Genomic DNA, 20514 nt, shown 5'->3' with positions numbered 1-20514 from the left:
AGATTTCCGGGTTTGACCATGCAAACAGACGCCCTACTCACCCAGGATGAGCTGGACTTCATTCAGAACATGCAACATTCGCCGCAGTTCGATGTGGCGGATGCGACCGCCAGCCTGCTGCTCAACAGCGACAGCCAACTCAAGAACCTGCTGACCCGCCTGATCGCCCACGAACAGGTCACCCTGCAAGCGCAGTTCGAAAACCACCAGATGAGTTTTCCCCTGCAGTTGGTCGAAGACGAGTTCCACGCCACGCACCTGCAAGTGGGCGCGCCGAGCATCTACGAAGACGGGCCGATGGTACGCCCCTGGCGCCTGACCCTGGACACGCCGGTTGCGTTAGAAGACGACATGGGCCTGAGCACGGATCTATGGGTACGGGAGATATCGTTCAAAGGGGTACTGCTTGAAGTGCGCCAGCCAGAGCCACCTGCGCGATTCTCGCTGTGGTTCAACCCCGGGAGCGCAGAGGTGCCCATTGCGCTTGAGGGCACCCTGCAACGACGCGCGGCGGACGGCCTTGCCGCCTATCGCCTGAGCCAGCGCCACCCTGCCGAGACCGAGCGCCTGCGCGAGTACATTCTGCAACAACACCGCCGCGCGCATCCGGATGTGCACGCGGCCTGAAGGCCGCACCTTCAGGTATCGAGGTGCCCCGCCAGATACTGCTGCAGCCGCCTGCGCATCAACCGCCCTTCACTGCCCAGACACGCCACCTGCGAGCCGATCAACAGGTCTTGGGCGAGGTCTGCGGCTTCGCCGGCGAACAACAGCGGGCACTCCAGGCCCAACGCCAGGCGCGCCAGACGCTTGGGCAGGTCAGGGGCCGGTGGATGATTGGAAAACAACACCAGGGCATGAGGCTTGATGCGCTCGCACACCAGGCTCAACTCCTCCAGCGGTTGCCCCAGCGACAGCACGCTCACGGCGACCTCGCTGCTGCCTAGCAACAACGCGGCCACCAACAGCTCCAGCTCACGGCATTGCCCAGGGATTGCCGCCAGCACGACATGGAGCTCTTGCTGCTCACGCGCCAACTGCAAACGTTGCAAGGCGCGGGCCCGCAGGAAACCGTCGAGGAACAGCCACTCGCTGAGCTGGCCAAACACCTCCTGGGCCGTGCGCAGTTCCTGCCACACGGGCATCAGAATGTCCTGGAACACCACCACCAGCGGATAACTGGCAAACACCTGCCCATACACTTGCTCAAGCTGGCGCTCATCGAACGAGCGCACCGCTTGGCGCAACTGAACCTGCCACTGCGCCCAATCGCTCTGCACGCCTTGTGGTGGTGCCTGCAGCGTCTGCGCCTTGATGACCTGGCTCTTGGCAAGCAGGCTACCGACCTTGCTCACCGCCACACCGCGTTCGATCCAGCCGAGGATATTACGGACCTCGTCAATATCGGCCTGGGAATACAGCCGATGCCCACTTTCGGTGCGTGTTGGCTGGATCAACCCATAACGGCGCTCCCAGGCACGCAACGTCACCGGGTTGATACCGGTTAATCGGGACACCTCACGGATAGGAAACAGCTCCTCGTAATCGAGGGCAGTGGAGCTCAGGGAGGGATGAGCGGATTCAGTCATCGCCGGGACAGCCGCATTTTCAGAAGGTGGAGGCCATTCTACTCCGCTATTGCCGCCAAGGCACAAGACCGATCTGAACCCACCCGGCGTAGATCAGCACTGACGCGCCAGCCCATTTACGGAATAATCCTTGCTTGTGTTCAAACGCTGCCCACCAACCCGGGCAGCGTTCCATGGGCGCGGCTACCCGCCGCCTCCATAAAGCCAGGAGATACACGATGTCTACCCCACCCGTTACCTTGATGGTGGCGCGCCGCGTTGCCAATGGCCGCTACCAGGACCTGATCGCCTTGTTACGTGAAGGCGAACAACTGGCCACCGACTTTCCCGGTTATCTGGGTTCGGGCGTGCTGGCCCCGCCGCCGCAAGACGATGAATTCCAGATCATCTTTCGCTTTGCCGACGAAAAAACCCTGCATGCCTGGGAGCACTCGGCCTCACGCACGGCATGGCTCGCCCGCGGCAACGGCCTGTTTCAACAACCGTCGGAACACCGTGTCAGTGGTATCGACGGCTGGTTTGGCAGCAATGCCGCACAGCGCCCACCCCGCTGGAAACAAGCCGTGGCGATCTGGCTGGCGTTCTTCCCGGTATCGCTGGCCTTCAACCTGCTGTTCGGCCACTGGCTCGCCGAGCTGAGCCTGCTGCCACGCGTGTTGCTCAGCACCCTGGCCCTGACGCCGATGATGGTCTACGTCTTCATCCCACTGTCGACCCGTTGCCTGGCCGGTTGGCTCAACGCCAGCAGCACACACCCCGCCGCGCCCACGGCCCCCACACTGGAAAGCCGCTAGCCGGCTCAGGGCGCGTGCAACACTGCGCAGTTCGGGTATGCTGGGCACTAACCCTGCGAACACGTAAGAAAAGTTGACCGCCCTTACATGAACAGCCCAATTCTAGTCACCGGAGCCAGCCAACGTGTTGGCCTGGCACTGGCTCTGAGGCTTGCGCAAGCCGGCCATACCGTCGTCAGCGCTAGCCGTAGCAAGAGCCCAGAGGCCGCGCACCCGAACATCATCCAGTTCCAGGCCGACCTGTGCGACGAGCAAGATCGCCTGGCGCTGATCCAGTTCCTGCAAGACAACTTCGACGGCTTGCGCGCTATCATCCACAACGCCTCGCTGTGGCTGGACGACAGCCTGGCCAACCTCAATACCATGTTCAAGTTGCATGTAGAGGCGCCCTACCACCTCAACCTGGCCCTGGGCGAACACCTGCTGAAGCTGGACAAGTCAGACATCATCCATATCTGCGATGAAACCTCCTCGCGCGGCAGCAAAAGCCATATTGGCTATGCCGCAACCAAGGCGGCGCTGCAGAACATGGTGCTGTCCTTTGCAGAAAAGTACGCACCGCGCGTACGCGTCAACGCGATCCTTCCGGGCTTGCTGATCCTCAAGGAAAACAGCGACGAAGAGTACCGCCAGCAAACCCTGAAAAAGGCCCTGCTGGAGTTCGAGCCCGGGGCTCAACCGTTGATCGATGCGGTGCTCTTCCTGCTGGAAAGCCAGTACAGCACGGGCAGCAGCGTGGTGATCAACGGCGGTCGTCACCTGAAAAAAGCCGTATCGCGGTAAACTGACCCACTGCGCCACACCTTCACGAGACTAGCCATGACGCCTCAAGAGCAACTCGAACTCGAAGCGGCGGCCTTTCGCCGCCTGGTCGAACACCTGCGCAAGCGTACCGACGTGCAGAACATCGACCTGATGAACCTCTCCGGCTTCTGCCGTAACTGCCTGTCCAAGTGGTACAAGGCTGCTGCCGACGAGCGCCAGATCGACCTCAGCCTGGATGACGCCCGCGAAGTGGTGTACGGCATGCCTTATGCCGAGTGGAAAAGCCAATACCAGAAAGAAGCCAGCCCAGAACAACAGGCGGCGTTTGCCAAAGGAAAAACCCATGACTGACCTGACCACCCTGCGCGCCAGCCTCAACAGCGGCGAACACGTCTTTGCCGACACCCTGGCGTTCATCGCGGCGGGCTACGACTACCAGCCACAGGCGTTCAACAATGGCGGCGTCGAAAACGCAGCCGGGCAGAACGAAGGCTCGTGCAAAACCCTGGGCCTGGCCCTGCTGGAAGGCCTGAGCGACCAGGAAGCGCTGCTGGCGTTCGGCGAACACTACCGCAGCGTAGTGGCTACACCACAAGGCACCGACCACGCCAACATCCGCGCCCTGATCGAGCACGGCCTGGCGGGCGTGAAATTCAGCGCACAGCCGCTGAAGCGCAAAGCCTGACCCAAACGGCATCGCCAATAGGGATCTTTGCAGAACACTGCATTTCCTGTTGGAGCTGGCTTGCCTGCGATGGCCCCGGCGCGGTGCCAGTGGATACGAGGCGCCTGCATCGCGGGCAAGCCCGGCTCCTACAATCCCTGTTGGAGCTGGCTTGCCTGCGATGACGTCAGCGGGGTGCCAGTGGCTGAGCGGCGTCTGCATCGCGGGCAAGCCCGGCTCCTACAGGCTGCATTTTCTGTTGGAGCAGGCCGCGCATGTCAGGCGTAGGGCGGGACCACCCGCCCCGGTGCGCACGCGGTCAGTTCGCCACGCTTCAACCACCCCAACGCAATCGGCCATAAACGCCCTTCGTAGCGGCTACGAAAAAACGCAAAATGCCCCACCTGCGCCTCGTCGATATCTTCAGGGGCAATACGCAGGTGCACGCGTGGGCTGGCCTTGAAATACGCCAGCAAACGCTCAATCGCCGGTACGGTACCAAACGGATCATCGCTCAGGCTGATGGCCAGGGTTTTCGCCGTCACCCGGGCAAAGTGCAACTCGGCCAACGCCTGACCACTGGGCCGCGTTTCATAGCGCGCACTGGATCGGCTCCAGTCCCGCACCACGCCAGCCGGCGTGTCTTCCAGCCAGCCCAGCCGCTTGCCCGGAAAATAGCCACACAACCGTGTCAACAACGGCATCAACACATGCCATTTGCACACCAGTTGCCAACGGCTGGCCGCCGCGTAATCACGCCAGTAGGCAAATTGCGCCCCCACCGTGACCAAATGCCGAATCACCGCCGACGAAGGCGCCAGCCCCGCGGCACACCCTCCAAAACTGTGGCCGATGACATCAATGGGCTGACCGGGAAACACACGCATCGCCCGCTGCAGCATCGCCTCGAAATCCAGTACGCCCCAGTCGGACCAGGACGCCTGAAACCCGCGCATCGACGCCGGCCGCGACTCACCGATGCCCCGGTAGTCGTAGACGATCACATCGAAGCCATTGGCAAACAGGTACTCGGCGAAACGGAAGTAGAACCGGCAGCGTACCGAGGTAGCCGCGTTGATGATGACCACCGCCCGCGCGGTATCGGCCTTGCCATGACGCCAAGTAAAACCGCCGAGGCTGAAACCATCGGCGGCCTGCTCACGAAACGCCTCGCCTGAGGCACCGGCAACCGGCGCCGGGTGCTGCTGAAGGATGATCGACATGCGCCCCCCTTTTTATAGTGGGGTCAACGCTAGCACCTTTACGGCGGGTTGAGCGTGCCGATCAGGGCATCCACCACGGCTTTGGCGCTGTCGAGGCTATGGTGCACCAGCCAGGCGCTGTCTCCGGCCAGCACCTGCTCACCCATGGCAGCGGCATACACCGCCGCTCGCGCGGGGGCCAACAAATCGGAAATGCTGCTCAGCGCATCGGCTATCGGTACACCGTCAACCACGCAGAACAGCGCGCGCTGCTGGTGTGCATCGCCCGTGCAATGGAACACCACACCTTGTGCGGTCGTAATCGGAGGGGAATCGGAGGTGTGCATAGGAACTCCTTGATTAGAGGTGAACCTAACGTTCTCGACCGGCCAAGGTCGGTCACGGGATTGACCGTGACCGCGCAACCATACCGGCGGCCCCCGGTGCACGCAACAGCAAAGCGTGGCTCTGTGCGTGAAAGCACTTCACCTGCGCGCGGGCACTAGTTGTGGTAGGTCATCCACCAGGTTTCGCGGCACGTCGAATTGAAGGTCATGTGTGCGGGCGCAACCGTAAACTGGTCGACCGGGCACTCCAGCACTTCATAGATGATCCAGCACTCGGGGCAGGTGTCCGCACTGACCGGCAAGCGGTCTTGTTCAAGGGTGCGCCGAATGACCACACCGTTGGTAAACGTCGCGGTCAGGGTGTCTTCCCTGACCTCAAGCCCTTCATCCACGGTGCTGTTTGAGCTGACGGTATAGTCGCGAACACACACCGTACTTTCTGCGCCATGCAGCGCGCGAACATACAGTGCCAAGTGCTGCGTTGCCTCTTTCATGCGATATGCCACCTGGGTAATGCAGGGAATATTGACCCGCACCGCACCTGTTAACAGGCGCGGGCGCTGCCCAGAATGAGCGCGCACAGTGCATGGGTACAAGCACAGATTGCAAAAATGCTCAGCCAACTTAGACAAAAAGCCACGGCCAAGCGAGGGTGAAATGCCGTATGATAATGCCGCCCAAATGCAAATATCGGTTCGTTTTAGATGAGTGGCAAGTCGCTTTTCAAGATTGACCTTCGTGGTTTAATACTGCTTCTCGCGATTGCGACTGCACTTATTACGCTAGGCAACGCGCTCTATTCAAGTTATCGCGTTTAGCGCCAGCAGTTGATCGACAACACACTCGAATCAAACCGTATTTATGCGGCGAAACTGGCTGCCAGTACCGATCAATTCCTGCATTCGGCCCAACAACAACTCGCCTACAGCGCGCGCATGATGAGCAAGCCGGACGGGCTTGGCCAAGCACTAGACGAAGTTGAACGCCTGAAATCCCAGACCGACAGTTTCAACTCGGTAACCGTTGCCGATGCCACGGGAAAAGTTGTAGCCATATCACCTGAAACGATTCAGATCGTGGGAAGTACACTTACTTCGGTGAATGCTCAGCGCGCACTGACTGAACAGAAGCCCTTTATCAGCCAACCCTTCGTCTCGTTCGCCGGCAACTTGGTGGTGTTCATTTCCCATCCGATTTTTTCCGACCAAGGCGTCTACCTCGGGTTTATCGGCGGCACTATTTACCTCAAGCAAAAGAGCATGCTGCACAGCCTGCTGGGCAGCCACTTCTACACCGACAGCTCCTACATTTACGTCGTCGATGAAAACCGCAAGCTGCTCTACCACCCCGACCCCAATCGGATCGGCGAGGCCGTCGGCCCCAACACGGTGATTGATGCCGTGATTCGTGGCGAAAGCGGAAAAAGCCAGGTCATCAACACCGCCGATGTCGAGATGCTGGCCGGCTACGCGCCCATTACCTCGGCGCATTGGGGCATCGTTTCTCAGCAGCCGATCGAGACATCGCTGCTGGCGTTGAACACGCTGATGATCAACATGCTCAAGGGCATTCTGCCGGTTGGCCTGCTGGGAATGCTTGCCATCTGGTGGCTGGCACGGCTGATCTCGACGCCGTTGGGGCAGCTGGCCGACTGCGCCAAGAACATGGACAGCCCGGAAGTGCAGGGCAAGATCCGCGCGGTAAAATCCTGGTACTTCGAGTCAACCCAGATCAAGCGCGCCTTGCTGTTAGGCATCTCCTTGCTGCAAAGCAAGATCGGCAAGTTGAACAAGGACGCACAAACCGACCCGCTGACGGGCCTGCTCAACCGGCGGGCCATGGCCCAAGTACTGGAAACCTACCGCAGCGAGCAAACAGCCTTCTCCGTCGTGGTGCTCGACATCGATCACTTCAAGCGGGTCAACGACACCTATGGCCATGACACCGGCGACAAGGTCCTGGTGCAGCTCTCGAAAATCATGCAGAAGTATTCGCGCGAAGCGGACAGCGTATGCCGCGTGGGTGGCGAAGAGTTTTTGATCCTGCTGCCTGGCACCTCACTTGAAGCCGCCGGCAACTTTGCCGAGCGCCTGCGCGTGGCCGTTGAACAAGCACCCATGGCGCTTGTTGGGCACATCACGATTTCCCTGGGGGTCGCCCACTGGCCGGACGACGCCAAAGAACTCTCCGAAACCCTGAAGCTGGCGGACGACCGGATGTACCAGGCCAAGCAGTTGGGCCGCAACCGCGTGGTCGCGAGTGCCGTTGAGGGCACCGTTCAGTCATGCGTGCCGCAGTAACTGCACGACCACCCCGGCCAGCCCACACGCCATCAGAACCGGTATCACGCCGCGCTTGAAGCGGAACAGCGCAATTGCGGCCGACACGGCGATCAACGCCGATACCCCATCGAACGCACCGCTGAAGCCTTTGGGCCAGAGCACGTGATAACCAAAGAACAGCGCCAGGTTGAGGATCACCCCGACGACAGCCGCGGTGATGGCGGTTAACGGCGCGGTGAACTTCAGCACGTTGTGCGTCGACTCCACCAGCGGGCCACCCGCCAGAATGAACAGAAACGACGGCAGGAAGGTGAACCAGGTGACCAGGCACGCGGCAACCGCGCCGGCCAGGAACAGGTGTTCGCCCCCCAGCGCCTGCTGCAGGTAAGCGCCCACAAAGGCGACAAAAGCCACCACCATGATCAACGGCCCGGGGGTGGTCTCACCCAGCGCCAGGCCATCGATCATCTGCGTTGGGCTCAACCAGCCATAGTGGCCGACCGCGCCTTGATAAACGTAGGGCAGCACCGCGTAGGCACCACCAAAGGTCAGCAGTGCAGCCTTGGTGAAAAACCAACCCATCTGGGTCAAGGTACCGCCCCAGCCAAACAGCGCCGTCAACACCCCCATTGGCAATACCCAGAGCACCGCGCCAACAACCAACAGTTGCACCAGACGCGACCAGCGGAAACGTGCATGTGCGGGTGTAGGGGTTTCATCGTCGATCAGCGCGGGGCCAAAGGTGGCCCGGCTTGCAGCATGCCCACCGCCGTTACTGAACCTGGCCGGCGCAAAACGACCGCCCAGGTAACCCAACACAGCGGCGCCCAGCACAATCAACGGGAACGGCACATTAAGGGCGAAGATCGCGACAAAGGACGCCGCAGCAATCGCCCACAGCCAGCTGTTTTTCAGTGCCCGTGAGCCAATACGGTGAGCCGCCTGGATCACGATGGCGGTCACGGCAGGCTTGATGCCATAGAACAACCCGGCCACCACCGGCACGTCACCAAAGGCGATGTAGACCCAGGACAGGCCAATCAAGATAAACAGCGATGGCAGCACGAACAGTACGCCGGCAATCACCCCGCCCCAGGTTCTGTGCATCAGCCAGCCGATGTAGGTGGCCAGTTGCTGCGCTTCGGGGCCGGGCAGCAACATGCAGTAGTTCAGGGCATGCAGGAACCGACGCTCGGAAATCCAGCGCCGCTGCTCGACCAACTCCTGGTGCATGATCGCGATCTGCCCGGCCGGGCCGCCGAAGCTGATAAAGCCCATCTTGAGCCAAAACACGAAGGCGTGCCAAAAACTCACCGGCGGCGGTGGTACGGCGATGGTGTCGGCTGCCTTCGGTGCGATGTGCGTCATACTGAGGATCCCTGATTGCCCGTATTAAGGCCCGGTAAAGGTATTCATTCGGGTGAGGCCGTATGATGAACGCTTGAACCGCTCAAGTGGAAGGCTCCCCCCGAATGAACGTGAGTGTTCTGTACGCGCTGGCCGCAGCTGCCCTGTTTGGCGCCAGCACACCACTGGCCAAGTTTCTGGGCGTGGGCCTTTCTCCTGTGCTGTTGGCCGGGCTGTTGTACCTGGGTAGCGGCCTAGGCCTGACCCTCGTGCGGTGCATTCGAGACCGAGGCTGGCACAGCAGCGGCCTGACAGCCCCTGAATGGCCATGGCTGCTCGCCGCCATCGCATTCGGCGGCGTGCTTGGGCCGATTGCGCTGATGTTCGGCCTGACACGTACCTCAGGGCGACCGCCTCCCTGATGCTCAATCTGGAGTCGGTGCTGACCGCCCTGCTGGCCTGGGTCGTGTTCAAGGAGAACGCTGATCGTCGAATCGTGCTCGGCATGATCGTCATCGTTCTGGGGGGCTGTGTACTCTCCTGGCCTCAGGAAAGCACATCGGCCCATGACTGGACCGGCCCGCTGGCCGTGGCGTTCGCCTGCCTGTGCTGGGCCATTGATAACAACCTGACGCGCAAAGTCTCAGCGTCCGATGCCGTGTTCATCGCGGGCCTCAAAGGCTTGAGCGCGGGTGTGGTGAACTGCGCACTGGCATTGGCTATCGGCGCCCAACTGCCGGCAATCAGCACACTGCTGCCTACCTTGCTGGTGGGCTTCCTTGGCTATGGCGTCAGCCTGGTATTGTTCGTACTGGCCCTGCGTGGGCTCGGCAGCGCACGTACCGGCGCCTATTTCTCAACGGCGCCCTTTCTGGGCGCGGCCCTCTCGATCCTGATGCTTGGGGAGTCGGTGTCATGGCTGTTCTGGATCGCCGCCGCGCTGATGGCGCTGGGTGTCTGGATACACCTGACCGAGAACCACGCACACGAGCATCAACACGAACCACTGGTGCACAGCCATCGACATACCCATGACGAGCATCACCAACATGAACACGACTTCGATTGGGATGGCACTGAACCCCACAACCACCTGCACCACCACGCACCGATCCGACACAGCCACCCGCACTTTCCCGATATCCATCACCGGCACAAGCATTGAGGGTGTGCCTGGTTGTTGATGGGTTCCCCCGGAGTGCGAGGATCGGCGTACCCCCGACACTCGATACCTGAGAGACTAAAGCGCCGGGCAAGCTCGCCCAAGATCACACCATGGACCGGATGCTACATGCGCAAGTCAGATCGACTGTTTCAGGTGGTCAACCTGATACGAGTGCATCAACCCATTACCGCAGACGCATTGGCCGAACGCATTGGCGTCTCAGCCCGCACGATTTATCGGTACATCGATGACCTGTCTGTCAGTGGCATTCCCCTCTATGGGGTTGCTGGCGTGGGGTACTCACTGCGTGAAGGCTTTGAACTGCCGCCTCTGACCCTCACCCGCACTGAACTCGATGCGCTGATGCTTGGCGTTGAGATGCTCTCCACTACCGCGGGTACTGAACTCGCCGCCTCTGCCAGGACGCTTCTGAGCAAAATCACCGCGGCGTTGCCATCGGCCGATGTACCGCCCTCGCTCTCCAGCATTCGGGCGCTGCGCGTCAGGCCCACCACAGCGCACCAGCGCCACCTGGATGAACTGAACCGGGCTATTCAACAAGCGAGCGCGGTACGTTTTTCCTATGTCAGCCTGAACGAGGCAACTTCGGACCGGACGGTGTTTCCCTTGGGGCTGTTCTATTGGGGAGGCAAGTGGACGGTGGGCACCTGGTGCGTGTCCAGGCAGGCCTACCGAGACTTCCGGATCGACCGGATGCACAACCTGCAGATCATGACGGACGGTCAAAAGCTTGGGGCAGAATGGAACCTGCGCGCCTACATGCAGTTCCAGTCCGCGCAATGGGCGGCACATCCTGCGATGAAGCACTGACAGTACGCTGTCAGTAGGCCTGCGTGACACTGGTCGCTCTTCTTACTGCACCTGGAGAGCACCCTATGACACAGAACAGCCATGTACTTGAACTCGCGATCTTTACCGTCAAGGAAGGTTTTGAACAGCAGATGCCCGAGCTTCGAGTAGTGCTTCGCGAAGCCCTGAAGCACTTTGATGGCTTGATTGAATACACCGGCTACTGCCCTGCCCCTCAAGGCCGAGTTTTCGTCGACCTTGCCAAGTGGGACAGCCTTGAGAGCGCACACGCCGTTGCACAGGCCTTCGAACGCGGAGACGCCAGATTCGCACCGTATGCCCACGCCATTGAAGCGATTACCTTCATGGGGCACTTTCATCCGGAGTGATCGCCTCTTCTCACATTGGCATCTAAGGCGCACCATTACGCAGCAATAGGCGGATTTCCGCCATCATAGTCCTGGAAAGTGGCGTGTTTCCTCCATTCAAGTGCCGGGAACACCGCCCCAACAACCGTAACATCTGCATTACAACCTTCGGGTACAGGTCTTGCAAAATGTGAACAGTAAAAGACCAGACAACGACTCACGGGATCAGACCATGCAAAAAACCTGTCACCATGAGCTGCGCAATGCCTTTCGTGCCCTGCTTGCCAGCCATGCCTGTTACCACACTGCCTCAGTGTTCGACCCGTTGTCGGCGCGTATCGCCGCCGACCTCGGTTTTGAAGTCGGCATCCTCGGCGGCTCGGTCGCGTCCCTGCAAGTGCTCGCCGCCCCGGACATCGCCCTGATCACCCTCAGCGAGTTTGCCGAACAAGCCACACGCATCGGCCGTGTGGCCCGCCTGCCCGTGATCGCCGACGCCGACCACGGCTACGGCAATGCCCTCAACGCCATGCGTACCGTCATTGAGCTGGAGCGCTCCGGCGTCGCCGCACTGACCCTTGAAGACACCCTGCTGCCAGCCCAATTCGGCCGCAAGTCCTACGACCTGATCAGCGTCGAGGAAGGCGTCGGCAAGCTGCGCGCCGCCCTGGAAGTACGCGACGACAGCGCCCTGGCAATCATCGCCCGAACCCATGCCGGCGTGCAGCCGCTGACCGACGTCATCCACCGCACCCGCGCCTATCAGGACGCAGGCGCCGACGGCATCTGCCTGGTCGGGGTGAAGGACTTTGAACACCTGGAGGCCATCGCAGAAGGCCTGAGCGTGCCACTGATGCTGGTCACCTACGGCAACCCGGAACTGCGCGACGACAGCCGCCTGGCCAAACTGGGCGTACGCATCGTGGTAGACGGCCATGCCGCCTACTTCGCGGTAATCAAAGCCACCTACGACAGCCTTCGCGAGCAGCGCGGCATCCCTGTCGAAAACGCGCTCAATGCCTCGGAACTGGTAACCAAGTACACCGCCCCGAACGACTACATCGCCTGGGCGCGGGAATACATGAACGTGAAGGAATAACGCGCCAGCTTGGGGCGAGATTCGACCCAGGCCCGCCACGAAAAAATCGTCGCCGCGCTTATGGCAGCGCTTTAAACAAGCGCAGCCTGGGCCAGGCACTGAAACACTAAGCGGTATGAGGTCGTGGGAGCGATGCGATCATTTGATCAAAAGCCTCTAGCGCATACCTTCCATCAAGGGTTTTCAAGGCCGGCATTTCTGAAGGAAAACCGAATTGCACCCGGCCTGGAAGTACCTTTTCGATGGCTGAGTACCAGTTCAAAAGAGCGGTTTGGAGACGCACGTGTAGCTCGAAATTACGCCGTCGGCGGGTGGTGTCTGCGTTGGCTCGTTCGCGCGCGAGCTGCGGATCGATGCTGCCAACAATGTAACAGTCGGCGAAGCCAATCCGCCTTTGGGCTACCGTTTCTCGTGTAGCCGCCAACTCCAATCGCCAGTCGTGTTCGCTGGCCTCGCCGATCTGCCAGAGGCTCCAAATGTAGTGGAGCTTGAGGGGATCGCTGTCGCACAAAGCCCACGAAGACATTTCTTCCGTAGCGAGCGCTGCCTGCCAGCGATCTACGTTTCGCTCTGCCCAGAACGCTGCGGCTCCGACGGGGTCTTGCAGTCGATTCGGCTCGTCCTTGAAACGTCCATTTTCAGGAACGACATATTGCCCTCCATGCTTTGCGCACCAGGTGGTTTTTCCGCTGGCGCTGATACCGTCGACAACTACGATCATCGTTCTGACTACTCCGCAAAATTTATCCTGCTCCTGCAAGCCTACAGGCATCCGTGTGGCTTGTGCCGGCATCCCTTCATGCAGCGTTTCGTACTCGCGGGCGTGCAAGGCTGGGCACACACCATGTATTGGCTTTGCAGGGCTGGGTAGATGACTTAGCCGTATGGACACCGATCCGGAAACCAGCAGAAACAACAAAGCCCGCACTGGGCGGGCTTTGTTGGGTGTTTCGTGCCCTGTGGGGGTGATCGAAACGGCTGAATGGTGCGGAGACAGGAATCGAACCTGCGACCTTCGCGTTACGAGTGCGCTGCTCTACCGACTGAGCTACACCGGCGTGACAGCAACGCTACCACTGCCGCGACGGTTACGCAAATCACTGTTTAATAACAGCTATTGCCACCTGTTCTGCTAGCCGCTCAAGGCGTGCTGCAACCGGCGGGGGCGTAGTCTTTGGCGACGGTGGTGGTGCAGTTCCAGCCGGTGGCCGAACGGGTCAGGCTGATGGTTTTGTCCAGCACTGGCGCTGGCGCATCGAGCAGGCTGCAGACGATGCTGCCGGTGCCTGCCACCGCGCTGCCCACGGCGGTAATGGCGCAGTTGGCGGTACGCTCCTGGCCACCAATGGCGGCGACGTTGGCAACGTCTGCGCCTTGGTTCAAGCGCACTTCGAGGGCGGTCTTGAGGGCGGAGATTTCCGCCAGCCCGGCGGTGGCCTTGGTTCGCGCCTGATGGTTGGTGTACATGGGTAAGGCGATGGTCGCCAGGATGCCGATGATCGCCACGACGATCATCAGCTCAATTAATGTGATGCCACGCTGCCCGTTCATGGACGTTCTCCCTGTTTGGACCGAATCGGTTGCCGGGGTGCTCTGCCGGCAGCCGCGCAGTAGGCCCGAATAGACACCTTTTGTCACCCTGCCAGACGCTATCCCTGATCCGGCCTCGACTACTCTAGAAGCTGGGATGTGAACGCACACCCCCTACAACACCTCAAGCTGTAACCAATTTTGAACCTGTTCAGCGCAACAAGGATGTCGCGATGACCAACAGAATCACACGCCCCAGGGCACAGCGCCTGCGACGAAACGCGCACAGGCGTTCAGTCGATACACAGGCCCGATACACATCGGGGCGGGTAGCCGAGTTGCTCACCTTGCACCTCGGCAACCCCATCAGTTCAGCGGAGCTGGCCCGTTTTACCCGGCAACTGGCGACCTTGCTCAAGGCCGGCGTCGCGCTGCTGCAAGCCTTCGACATGCTGGCCGAAAGCTGCAGTAACGTGCACCTGCGCCGCCTGCTGCTGGCGCTTAAACAGGCGATTGCTGCCGGCAGCAGCCTGGCCGATGCGCTGCGCAAGCATCCGCGTTGTTTCGATGCGTTGTACTGCAACCTGATTGCGGTCGGTGAGCACTCGGGCAGCCTGGATACGCTGCTGGACCAGGTGGCGAACCTTCAGGAAAAGCGCCAGGCGCTGCAAGCTCGGGTGAAAAAGGCCATGACCTATCCCGTACTGGTGCTACTGGTCGGCTTTGGGGTGTCGGCGGTGCTACTGCTTGAGGTGGTGCCGCAGTTCCAGTCACTGTTCGCAGGCTTTGGCGCAGAGCTTCCGCTGTTTACGCGCCAGGTCATTGGTGTGTCCCAATGGTTGAGCGATCACATAGTCGGGTTGCTGCTGATGGCTGGGGCTGGGCTGTTGGCCGGGCACTGGGCCTGGCGCCGCAAGCCGGCGTTCAAGCTGTGGGCATTACACCATGCGTTGAAGCTGCCACTGGCTGGCCCTCTGCTGCAACAGGTCGCCTTGGCACGCTTCGCGCGCACGTTGGCGACCTCCTTTTCTGCTGGCGTGCCACTCGTCGAAGCGTTGAACTCGGTGGCAGCAGCCTGCGGCAATCCGCTGTTCGAACAGGCGGTGCATCGGCTTCGCCAAGAGGTCTCGAATGGCCTGCCACTGAGTACAGCCATGAACGCCAGCCACCTGTTTCCCAGCCTTGCGGTGCAGTTGTGCGTGGTAGGGGAGACATCCGGCAGGTTGGACGATATGCTCGATAAAACTGCCAGCCATTATGAAACGACCATCGACCAGATGCTCGATACCCTGGCCAGTCTGCTAGAGCCCTTGATTGTATTGATCCTGGGGGTACTGGTGGGGGGCTTGGTAATCGCAATGTATCTGCCAATCTTTCAGTTGGGCGACGTGATCTGAACATGAACCTCATGGATACGCTGGCCAGCCAGCCCCTGGTCTACCTCAGCACCACCCTGTTGCTGGGGCTGGTCGTAGGTAGTTTCCTCAACGTAGTGGTCCACCGCTTGCCGATCATGCTGGAACGGCAATGGCACGAGGAGGCGCGTGAAGTCCTTGAGCTGCCAACACAGCCAGCTGAGCGCTACGACCTGTTCCTGCCCGCTTCACATTGCCCCCATTGCCAGCACCGCATCCGCGCCTGGGAAAACGTGCCACTGCTGAGTTACCTGTTTTTGCGGGGGCGCTGCTCAAGCTGTCGAACCCCTATCAGTTGTCGTTACCCGTTGGTTGAACTGGGGTGCGCGACCCTGACCGGGTTTGCCGCCTGGCACTTTGGTTTCACCCTGCAAGCGGCAGCCTTCATGGTGCTGAGCTGGGGATTGCTGGCCTTGAGCCTGATCGATATCGAACATCAGCTGTTGCCCGACGCGCTGGTACTGCCATTGCTCTGGCTGGGGTTGGTGTGCAACGCCTTTGGGTTGTTCGTACCGCTGGAAAACGCGTTCTGGGGCGCCATCGCTGGCTACCTTAGTCTGTGGACGGTGTATTGGTTGTTCCGCGTGGTGACCGGCAAGGAGGGCATGGGTTACGGCGACTTCAAGCTACTGGCCATGCTGGGTGCCTGGGGCGGCTGGCAGATCCTGCCCCTGACGCTGGTGCTGTCATCGTTGATCGGTGCCGTGCTGGGCCTGATCATGTTGCGCCTGAGCGGCAAGCTCAGCAGCACGCCGATCCCCTTCGGGCCCTATCTGGCAATTGCAGGCTGGATCGCACTGCTCTGGGGTGGTCAAATAACCACTTCCTATTTGCAGCTTGCTGGATTCCGATGACAACACCTGCCTTCACCCCCTGGATTCTCGGCCTGACCGGCGGTATTGGCAGTGGCAAAAGCGCCGCTGCACAGCGCTTCGTCGAACTGGGTGTGCACCTGGTAGACGCCGATCAAGCAGCACGCTGGGTGGTCGAACCCGGGCGCCCTGCCCTGGCCAGCATTGTCGAACGCTTCGGCCCTGGCGTGCTGCAAGCCGATGGCCAACTGGACCGTGCAGCACTGCGCCAGTTGATCTTCGCCGACCCGGAGCAACGCCGCTGGCTGGAGGCCTTGCTGCACCCGCTGATCGGCCAGGAAATCTTTAGCTACCTGGCCAAGGCCGAATCACCTTATGCCGTGTTCGTCTCGCCCTTGATGATCGAGTCCGGCCAGTTCAAGCGCACCCAGCGCTTGCTGGTGATTGACGCGCCGCAAGCCCTGCAGGTCGAGCGCACGCTGTTGCGCGACCAGACCAACCCCGAGCAGGTCCAGGCCATTCTCAAGGCCCAGACCAGCCGTGAAGAACGCCTGCGCCACGCCCACGACGTAGTGGTCAACGACCGCGATCTGAGCTGGCTGCATTCGGAGGTCGACCGCCTGCATCACTTTTACCTGACTTTGCGTGGAGGCCAACCATGAGCCAACCCCTGACCGTAGAATGCCCAACCTGTGGCGCACCCGTCGAATGGAGCGCTGCCAGCCCTTTCCGCCCCTTCTGCAGCGACCGCTGCAAGTTGATCGACCTGGGCGCCTGGGCCGCCGAAGAGCACAAGATTCCGGTAGCACCGGACGCTGAAGATGAGCTGTTTTCAGGTGAACTCAACCACCGCGAACACTAAGGCTTGGGCTCATCATCCTTCCACGGGGCCTGCAGGTAGCGGGTCCTGTTGAAGGTTTCCAGCCACTCCGGGCAAAACACGACCAATGCGCTGACCACCATGCCGTTGATGAAGGCCTCGGGGAAAATGATCAGCCACAGGTAGCCGATAAAATCCTCAAGCCATTCCGGCATTACAAAGCGACCATCCAGCCATAGCAGGCCCAAGCCCGCCAACAGGCAGAGCAATGCCGCCAGTGCCGCTGCGAAAAAGCCGGAACAGAAGATATACACGAACAGGTTTTTTGGCTGGGCGCGCTCGACGGCTATCGCGCACACCTCGGTGACCAGCACTGGCAGACCAATGAACAACAGGCCGTTGACACCCATGGCCGCCAGGTCCTGGCGCCCTAGCATCACCAAGCCCACCTGTGCGATAAAGCCGCCCACAAGCGCCAGCGGCCAGTCCAGTAGCAGGGTTACCGCGGTCATACCGATAAAGTGATAGGACACGCCGGTGTCGAAGTCCCGTCGTACCAGCCACAGCGCGAACAACGCAAAGACGGTACCGAACAACAGGTGTTGGCGACGACTGTCGGCAAACAGTTCAACCCAGCGCGTACGCGCCACCGCCCACATCAGCAGCGGGACGTAGGCTAGCCAGCCAACGCTCAGGCTTGTATCGGAAAGAACTTCAGCACTTATCACTCGTTCATTGCCCTTGTGATGTTGAAAGCACCTGTGGGGTAGTGTCACGCTGCTGCAAAGTCTACAACCGATGCTCAGAGGCTGCGATTGAGGGTCGAGCGATGACACTTTAGTAGCGCCAACGCCCCGAACCCTCTGTTTCGACAGATTTTTTCTTTAAGCATCACAATTGAGCGCTAAGCTTGTCCCATGGACGACTCAGACTATCTACGCCTGCTCACGATTCAGGCCGAGCAGGCCAATGCGTTCCTCTCCAATGCTCGTAAATGGGAACGCGAGCGTTGGGTCTGCCAGCGCCTGCTGCAAGGCCTGAACATACCCTACCGCAACGACGACTTTACACCTGCTGGCCAGGAGCCGCCGGATGTACTGTTTCGTGATGCGGCCTTTGAAGTGTTCTTCGTGCTCGACGAAGGCCGCCGCCTGAACGATGAGTGGCGCGAAGAGTTGCAACGTCGCCGCAGTGCTTTCTCACTGAGCCAGTTGGTACGCCGCGAGGCCCGCCCAAGGCGCATCAGCGCCCACGAGTTGTTGGCGCGCCTGGCGCCAACACTGAGGAAAAAAGCGCACAACTACAAGGAGCGCGGCCTCGATTTAGGTGAGCTGGACATCATTGCCTTTGCCAGCCTGAAACGGGAGGTGCTTGATCTGAACAGCCACTTCCCGCCGCCCACCGAGTACCTGCGTCAGGGCTGGCGGTCGCTGTCACTGGTCGGCCCGACCTTTGCCCGTGTGCTGTTCGCGCACCCTGATGCCCCAGACTTTTTGCGCAGTAATCTGGGCCGCAGCATTCTCTTTGATGTCGGTATCAGCCTCTGACGCGCCCTCGTGCAAAAGCGTTATGGCAAAAAATCAACGCCGGTGATAAAAAGCCTAACCACTCGCTGTGAACACCCTTTCATTACCGCCGGACGGACCTTTGGCAAGCGACTAGAGTGAACGCTATAGCGTTCCCATAGTCACAAACGTCTATCTGGCGAGGCCCCCATGACAAGCCGTCTGACCCCCGAAGATCAACAACGTGTCGATCACTACCTGCGAGCCCCGCAGCATCAAGTCGAGCGCAAGCCTTTCCGGCCTTGGCTGCTCCTTGTGCTGGTGCTGGTCGTGACGATCGGTTTGGGCCTGGTCAGCCGCCTCCTGAGTCAACTGGTGCTATGAGCTGCCTTGCGCTCGCCCACGCCGCACGCCGCCTGCGGCTGATCACTCAGGCCCCGAATTCCGTAAACCTTATGAGATATCTCCATGACTCACCGTATCGTGATTGTCGGCGGCGGCGCTGGCGGCCTGGAACTGGCGACCCGCCTGGGTAAAACCCTGGGCAAGCGTGGCATAGCCCAAATCACCCTGGTCGACGCCAACCTGACGCACATCTGGAAACCGCTGTTGCACGAGGTGGCGGCCGGGTCGCTCAACACGTCCGAGGACGAACTGAACTACGTGGCGCAAGCCAAGTGGAATCATTTTCAGTTTCAGCTCGGGCGCATGAGTGGGCTGGACCGTACCGACAAGCAGATTCAACTGGCCGCCACCCTGGACGAGGACGGTCGTGAGCTGCTGCCGGCGCGCACTCTGGGTTACGACACCCTGGTGATTGCCGTCGGCAGCAATACCAACGACTTCGGCACCTTGGGCGCGGCGCAAAACTGCCTGTTCCTCGACACCCGCAAACAAGCCGAGCGCTTCCACCAGCAGTTGCTCAACCACTACCTGCGCGCCCACGCAGGCGACAACGCCAACCAGAAGATCAGCGTGGCGATTGTTGGCGCGGGGGCTACCGGGGTGGAATTGGCAGCCGAGTTGCACCACGCGGCGCACGAGCTGGCGGCCTATGGCCTGGACCGGATCAAGCCGCAGGACATGCACATTACCCTGATCGAGGCAGGCCCACGTGTGCTGCCGGCCCTGCCGGAGCGTATCAGCGTGCCAGTGCACAAGACGCTGGAGAAGCTTGGGGTGACGGTCATGACCAACGCGGCAGTCAGTGAAGTGACCGCCGAGTCGCTCAAGACCAGCACTGGCGAGGTCATCGAAGCCAGCCTCAAGGTCTGGGCAGCTGGTATTCGGGCACCGGCGTTCCTCAAGGATATCGACGGCCTGGAAACCAACCGCATCAACCAGTTGCTGGTACGCCCTACCCTGCAGACCACCCTGGATGACGACATCTTTGCCTTTGGCGATTGTGCCGCCTGCCCACAACCTGGCAGCGACCGCAATGTACCGCCACGGGCACAGGCCGCTCACCAGCAGGCCTCGCTGCTGGCCAAGGGGCTCAAGGCTCGCCTGGAAGGCAAGCCCTTGCCGACCTATGCCTACCGTGATTACGGCTCGCTGGTGTCGCTGTCCAGCTTCTCGGCAGTGGGTAACCTGATGGGCAACCTGACGGGCAGCGTCATGCTTGAAGGCTGGTTGGCGCGGATGTTCTACGTCTCGTTGTACCGCATGCACCAGATGGCGCTCTACGGCACCTTCCGCACCTTGATGCTGATGCTCGGCAGCCGCATCGGTCGCGGCACTGAACCACGCTTGAAGCTGCACTGATGCCACACCTGTCGGGTGGTCGCTCAGGTGGCCACCCGACAGGTGTTCTGCGCTGCATGGCACATAGCGCCCGTAGATTGAGGCAGCTTTTCAGGCTCAACGCTTTTGATAGCGGAACAAACGGCAGGAGCTGTAGAAAGCTCACACGGGGAAGGGACACAGAATCGAGTAGGAGGCGAGTTCACACCCGCCGTCCTCTCACACCACCGTGCGTACGGTTCCGTACACGGCGGTTC

Annotated in this window: 24 protein-coding genes, 1 tRNA gene and 1 pseudogene; 17 read left to right on the top strand and 9 right to left on the bottom strand. The window is 60.6% G+C overall.

The window, feature by feature from the left end; all coding sequences use genetic code 11:
- The first annotated feature begins 18 nt into the window (after positions 1–18).
- Positions 19–627, top strand: coding sequence for a hypothetical protein (locus CYD26_RS12905; protein WP_102052772.1), 609 nt, complete (start codon positions 19–21; stop codon positions 625–627).
- Positions 628–638: 11 nt separating this feature from the next.
- Here the strand turns inward: CYD26_RS12905 and CYD26_RS12900 are convergent, their stop codons facing one another.
- Positions 639–1589 carry a MerR family transcriptional regulator gene (locus CYD26_RS12900; protein ID WP_102052771.1) on the bottom strand — a complete coding sequence of 317 codons (951 nt, stop codon included), beginning with the start codon at positions 1587–1589 and terminating at the stop codon, positions 639–641.
- A 218-nt stretch (positions 1590–1807) separates the two neighbouring features.
- Here CYD26_RS12900 and CYD26_RS12895 point away from each other — a divergent pair, with 218 nt between their 5' ends.
- The 4 genes from CYD26_RS12895 (at position 1808) to CYD26_RS12880 (ending at position 3833) form a co-directional block, all read left to right on the top strand.
- Positions 1808–2383, top strand: a complete 576-nt coding sequence (locus tag CYD26_RS12895; protein WP_102052770.1) for an antibiotic biosynthesis monooxygenase — start codon at positions 1808–1810, stop codon at positions 2381–2383.
- A gap of 87 nt (positions 2384–2470) precedes the next feature.
- Positions 2471–3166 (top strand): dihydromonapterin reductase, encoded by a 696-nt coding sequence (folM, locus tag CYD26_RS12890; protein ID WP_099775765.1) that lies wholly within the window; start codon positions 2471–2473, stop codon positions 3164–3166.
- Positions 3167–3202: 36 nt separating this feature from the next.
- Entirely contained in the window at positions 3203–3499 is a 297-nt protein-coding gene (locus CYD26_RS12885; protein WP_065758804.1) for a DUF1244 domain-containing protein, read from the top strand.
- Positions 3492–3833, top strand: coding sequence for a HopJ type III effector protein (locus CYD26_RS12880; protein ID WP_102052769.1), 342 nt, complete (start codon positions 3492–3494; stop codon positions 3831–3833). Before CYD26_RS12885 ends, CYD26_RS12880 begins: the two co-directional genes overlap by 8 nt.
- A 257-nt stretch (positions 3834–4090) precedes the next feature.
- Here the strand turns inward: CYD26_RS12880 and CYD26_RS12875 are convergent, their stop codons facing one another.
- The 3 genes from CYD26_RS12875 to CYD26_RS12865 all read right to left on the bottom strand — a co-directional run bounded on the left by CYD26_RS12875 (position 4091) and on the right by CYD26_RS12865 (position 5855).
- The gene (locus CYD26_RS12875; RefSeq protein WP_099775768.1) at positions 4091–5035 is read right to left on the bottom strand and encodes an alpha/beta fold hydrolase; all 945 of its coding nucleotides are present in this window, start codon (positions 5033–5035) and stop codon (positions 4091–4093) included.
- A 38-nt stretch (positions 5036–5073) separates the two neighbouring features.
- Positions 5074–5361, bottom strand: a complete 288-nt coding sequence (locus tag CYD26_RS12870) for a DUF3077 domain-containing protein (protein WP_065758807.1) — start codon at positions 5359–5361, stop codon at positions 5074–5076.
- Between the two features lie 155 nt (positions 5362–5516).
- Positions 5517–5855, bottom strand: coding sequence for a hypothetical protein (locus tag CYD26_RS12865; RefSeq protein ID WP_065758808.1), 339 nt, complete (start codon positions 5853–5855; stop codon positions 5517–5519).
- Positions 5856–6188: 333 nt separating this feature from the next.
- Here CYD26_RS12865 and CYD26_RS12860 point away from each other — a divergent pair, with 333 nt between their 5' ends.
- Positions 6189–7661 (top strand): sensor domain-containing diguanylate cyclase, encoded by a 1473-nt coding sequence (locus tag CYD26_RS12860; protein ID WP_256588017.1) that lies wholly within the window; start codon positions 6189–6191, stop codon positions 7659–7661.
- On the opposite strand, the gene chrA is transcribed toward CYD26_RS12860, so the two are convergent.
- A complete protein-coding gene (gene chrA / locus CYD26_RS12855; RefSeq protein WP_102052768.1) occupies positions 7644–9011 on the bottom strand; it encodes a chromate efflux transporter in 1368 nt (455 codons plus the stop codon). The two genes, CYD26_RS12860 and chrA, sit on opposite strands and share 18 nt — an antisense overlap.
- Before the next feature lie 104 nt (positions 9012–9115).
- Between chrA and CYD26_RS12850 the strand changes: the two are divergent.
- The 4 genes and pseudogenes from CYD26_RS12850 to CYD26_RS12835 all read left to right on the top strand — a co-directional run bounded on the left by CYD26_RS12850 (position 9116) and on the right by CYD26_RS12835 (position 12432).
- Positions 9116–10155: pseudogene (locus CYD26_RS12850) on the top strand (DMT family transporter).
- Between the two features lie 126 nt (positions 10156–10281).
- Entirely contained in the window at positions 10282–10986 is a 705-nt protein-coding gene (locus CYD26_RS12845) for a YafY family protein (RefSeq protein ID WP_256588016.1), read from the top strand.
- 65 nt (positions 10987–11051) lie between these two features.
- Positions 11052–11354, top strand: a complete 303-nt coding sequence (locus CYD26_RS12840; RefSeq protein WP_102052767.1) for a hypothetical protein — start codon at positions 11052–11054, stop codon at positions 11352–11354.
- A gap of 211 nt (positions 11355–11565) precedes the next feature.
- Positions 11566–12432, top strand: coding sequence for an oxaloacetate decarboxylase (locus CYD26_RS12835; protein WP_102052766.1), 867 nt, complete (start codon positions 11566–11568; stop codon positions 12430–12432).
- Between the two features lie 106 nt (positions 12433–12538).
- Here the strand turns inward: CYD26_RS12835 and CYD26_RS12830 are convergent, their stop codons facing one another.
- The 3 genes from CYD26_RS12830 to CYD26_RS12820 all read right to left on the bottom strand — a co-directional run bounded on the left by CYD26_RS12830 (position 12539) and on the right by CYD26_RS12820 (position 13983).
- Complete coding sequence (locus tag CYD26_RS12830) at positions 12539–13153, bottom strand: hypothetical protein (RefSeq protein WP_102052765.1); 615 nt, start codon at positions 13151–13153, stop codon at positions 12539–12541.
- 262 nt (positions 13154–13415) lie between these two features.
- A tRNA-Thr gene (locus CYD26_RS12825) sits at positions 13416–13490 on the bottom strand.
- An 82-nt stretch (positions 13491–13572) separates the two neighbouring features.
- Complete coding sequence (locus CYD26_RS12820; RefSeq protein WP_065758820.1) at positions 13573–13983, bottom strand: pilin; 411 nt, start codon at positions 13981–13983, stop codon at positions 13573–13575.
- Positions 13984–14195: 212 nt separating this feature from the next.
- Here CYD26_RS12820 and CYD26_RS12815 point away from each other — a divergent pair, with 212 nt between their 5' ends.
- Genes CYD26_RS12815 through yacG form a run of 4 tightly spaced genes read left to right on the top strand, consistent with a single transcriptional unit; the run spans position 14196 to position 17051 of the window.
- A complete protein-coding gene (locus CYD26_RS12815; RefSeq protein ID WP_102052764.1) occupies positions 14196–15359 on the top strand; it encodes a type II secretion system F family protein in 1164 nt (387 codons plus the stop codon).
- A gap of 2 nt (positions 15360–15361) precedes the next feature.
- Complete coding sequence (locus tag CYD26_RS12810; protein WP_102052763.1) at positions 15362–16231, top strand: A24 family peptidase; 870 nt, start codon at positions 15362–15364, stop codon at positions 16229–16231.
- Complete coding sequence (coaE, locus tag CYD26_RS12805) at positions 16228–16851, top strand: dephospho-CoA kinase (RefSeq protein ID WP_065758823.1); 624 nt, start codon at positions 16228–16230, stop codon at positions 16849–16851. The genes CYD26_RS12810 and coaE overlap by 4 nt, the downstream gene beginning before the upstream one ends.
- Positions 16848–17051 carry a DNA gyrase inhibitor YacG gene (yacG, locus tag CYD26_RS12800; RefSeq protein WP_065758824.1) on the top strand — a complete coding sequence of 68 codons (204 nt, stop codon included), beginning with the start codon at positions 16848–16850 and terminating at the stop codon, positions 17049–17051. The genes coaE and yacG overlap by 4 nt, the downstream gene beginning before the upstream one ends.
- Here yacG and CYD26_RS12795 read toward each other — a convergent pair.
- Positions 17048–17737, bottom strand: a complete 690-nt coding sequence (locus CYD26_RS12795) for an energy-coupling factor ABC transporter permease (protein WP_102052762.1) — start codon at positions 17735–17737, stop codon at positions 17048–17050. The genes yacG and CYD26_RS12795 overlap by 4 nt on opposite strands.
- 189 nt (positions 17738–17926) lie before the next feature.
- Here CYD26_RS12795 and CYD26_RS12790 point away from each other — a divergent pair, with 189 nt between their 5' ends.
- The 3 genes from CYD26_RS12790 (at position 17927) to CYD26_RS12780 (ending at position 20278) form a co-directional block, all read left to right on the top strand.
- Complete coding sequence (locus CYD26_RS12790; RefSeq protein ID WP_065758826.1) at positions 17927–18556, top strand: DUF1780 domain-containing protein; 630 nt, start codon at positions 17927–17929, stop codon at positions 18554–18556.
- A 168-nt stretch (positions 18557–18724) separates the two neighbouring features.
- Positions 18725–18898 carry a DUF3094 family protein gene (locus tag CYD26_RS12785; RefSeq protein WP_099775779.1) on the top strand — a complete coding sequence of 58 codons (174 nt, stop codon included), beginning with the start codon at positions 18725–18727 and terminating at the stop codon, positions 18896–18898.
- Positions 18899–18982: 84 nt separating this feature from the next.
- Positions 18983–20278, top strand: a complete 1296-nt coding sequence (locus CYD26_RS12780; protein ID WP_102052761.1) for an NAD(P)/FAD-dependent oxidoreductase — start codon at positions 18983–18985, stop codon at positions 20276–20278.
- Positions 20279–20514: the final 236 nt, after the last annotated feature.

It is taken from the genome of Pseudomonas sp. FFUP_PS_473, from assembly GCF_002858665.1.
GTDB classification, from domain to species: Bacteria; Pseudomonadota; Gammaproteobacteria; order Pseudomonadales; family Pseudomonadaceae; genus Aquipseudomonas; species Aquipseudomonas defluvii.
The sequence above is the reverse complement of the archived record's forward strand: the minus strand, read 5'-3'. Positions and strand labels throughout refer to the sequence as shown.

Bases quoted from the DNA above. Each gene is read 5' to 3' on its own strand.
- CYD26_RS12905 (WP_102052772.1), top strand. From the start codon at position 19: ATGCAAACAGACGCCCTACTCACCCAGGATGAGCTGGACTTCATTCAG.
- CYD26_RS12900 (WP_102052771.1), bottom strand. From the start codon at position 1,589: ATGACTGAATCCGCTCATCCCTCCCTGAGCTCCACTGCCCTCGATTAC.
- CYD26_RS12895 (WP_102052770.1), top strand. From the start codon at position 1,808: ATGTCTACCCCACCCGTTACCTTGATGGTGGCGCGCCGCGTTGCCAAT.
- folM (WP_099775765.1), top strand. From the start codon at position 2,471: ATGAACAGCCCAATTCTAGTCACCGGAGCCAGCCAACGTGTTGGCCTG.
- CYD26_RS12885 (WP_065758804.1), top strand. From the start codon at position 3,203: ATGACGCCTCAAGAGCAACTCGAACTCGAAGCGGCGGCCTTTCGCCGC.
- CYD26_RS12880 (WP_102052769.1), top strand. From the start codon at position 3,492: ATGACTGACCTGACCACCCTGCGCGCCAGCCTCAACAGCGGCGAACAC.
- CYD26_RS12875 (WP_099775768.1), bottom strand. From the start codon at position 5,035: ATGTCGATCATCCTTCAGCAGCACCCGGCGCCGGTTGCCGGTGCCTCA.
- CYD26_RS12870 (WP_065758807.1), bottom strand. From the start codon at position 5,361: ATGCACACCTCCGATTCCCCTCCGATTACGACCGCACAAGGTGTGGTG.
- CYD26_RS12865 (WP_065758808.1), bottom strand. From the start codon at position 5,855: ATGAAAGAGGCAACGCAGCACTTGGCACTGTATGTTCGCGCGCTGCAT.
- chrA (WP_102052768.1), bottom strand. From the start codon at position 9,011: ATGACGCACATCGCACCGAAGGCAGCCGACACCATCGCCGTACCACCG.
- CYD26_RS12845 (WP_256588016.1), top strand. From the start codon at position 10,282: ATGCGCAAGTCAGATCGACTGTTTCAGGTGGTCAACCTGATACGAGTG.
- CYD26_RS12840 (WP_102052767.1), top strand. From the start codon at position 11,052: ATGACACAGAACAGCCATGTACTTGAACTCGCGATCTTTACCGTCAAG.
- CYD26_RS12835 (WP_102052766.1), top strand. From the start codon at position 11,566: ATGCAAAAAACCTGTCACCATGAGCTGCGCAATGCCTTTCGTGCCCTG.
- CYD26_RS12830 (WP_102052765.1), bottom strand. From the start codon at position 13,153: ATGATCGTAGTTGTCGACGGTATCAGCGCCAGCGGAAAAACCACCTGG.
- CYD26_RS12820 (WP_065758820.1), bottom strand. From the start codon at position 13,983: ATGAACGGGCAGCGTGGCATCACATTAATTGAGCTGATGATCGTCGTG.
- CYD26_RS12815 (WP_102052764.1), top strand. From the start codon at position 14,196: ATGACCAACAGAATCACACGCCCCAGGGCACAGCGCCTGCGACGAAAC.
- CYD26_RS12810 (WP_102052763.1), top strand. From the start codon at position 15,362: ATGAACCTCATGGATACGCTGGCCAGCCAGCCCCTGGTCTACCTCAGC.
- coaE (WP_065758823.1), top strand. From the start codon at position 16,228: ATGACAACACCTGCCTTCACCCCCTGGATTCTCGGCCTGACCGGCGGT.
- yacG (WP_065758824.1), top strand. From the start codon at position 16,848: ATGAGCCAACCCCTGACCGTAGAATGCCCAACCTGTGGCGCACCCGTC.
- CYD26_RS12790 (WP_065758826.1), top strand. From the start codon at position 17,927: ATGGACGACTCAGACTATCTACGCCTGCTCACGATTCAGGCCGAGCAG.
- CYD26_RS12785 (WP_099775779.1), top strand. From the start codon at position 18,725: ATGACAAGCCGTCTGACCCCCGAAGATCAACAACGTGTCGATCACTAC.
- CYD26_RS12780 (WP_102052761.1), top strand. From the start codon at position 18,983: ATGACTCACCGTATCGTGATTGTCGGCGGCGGCGCTGGCGGCCTGGAA.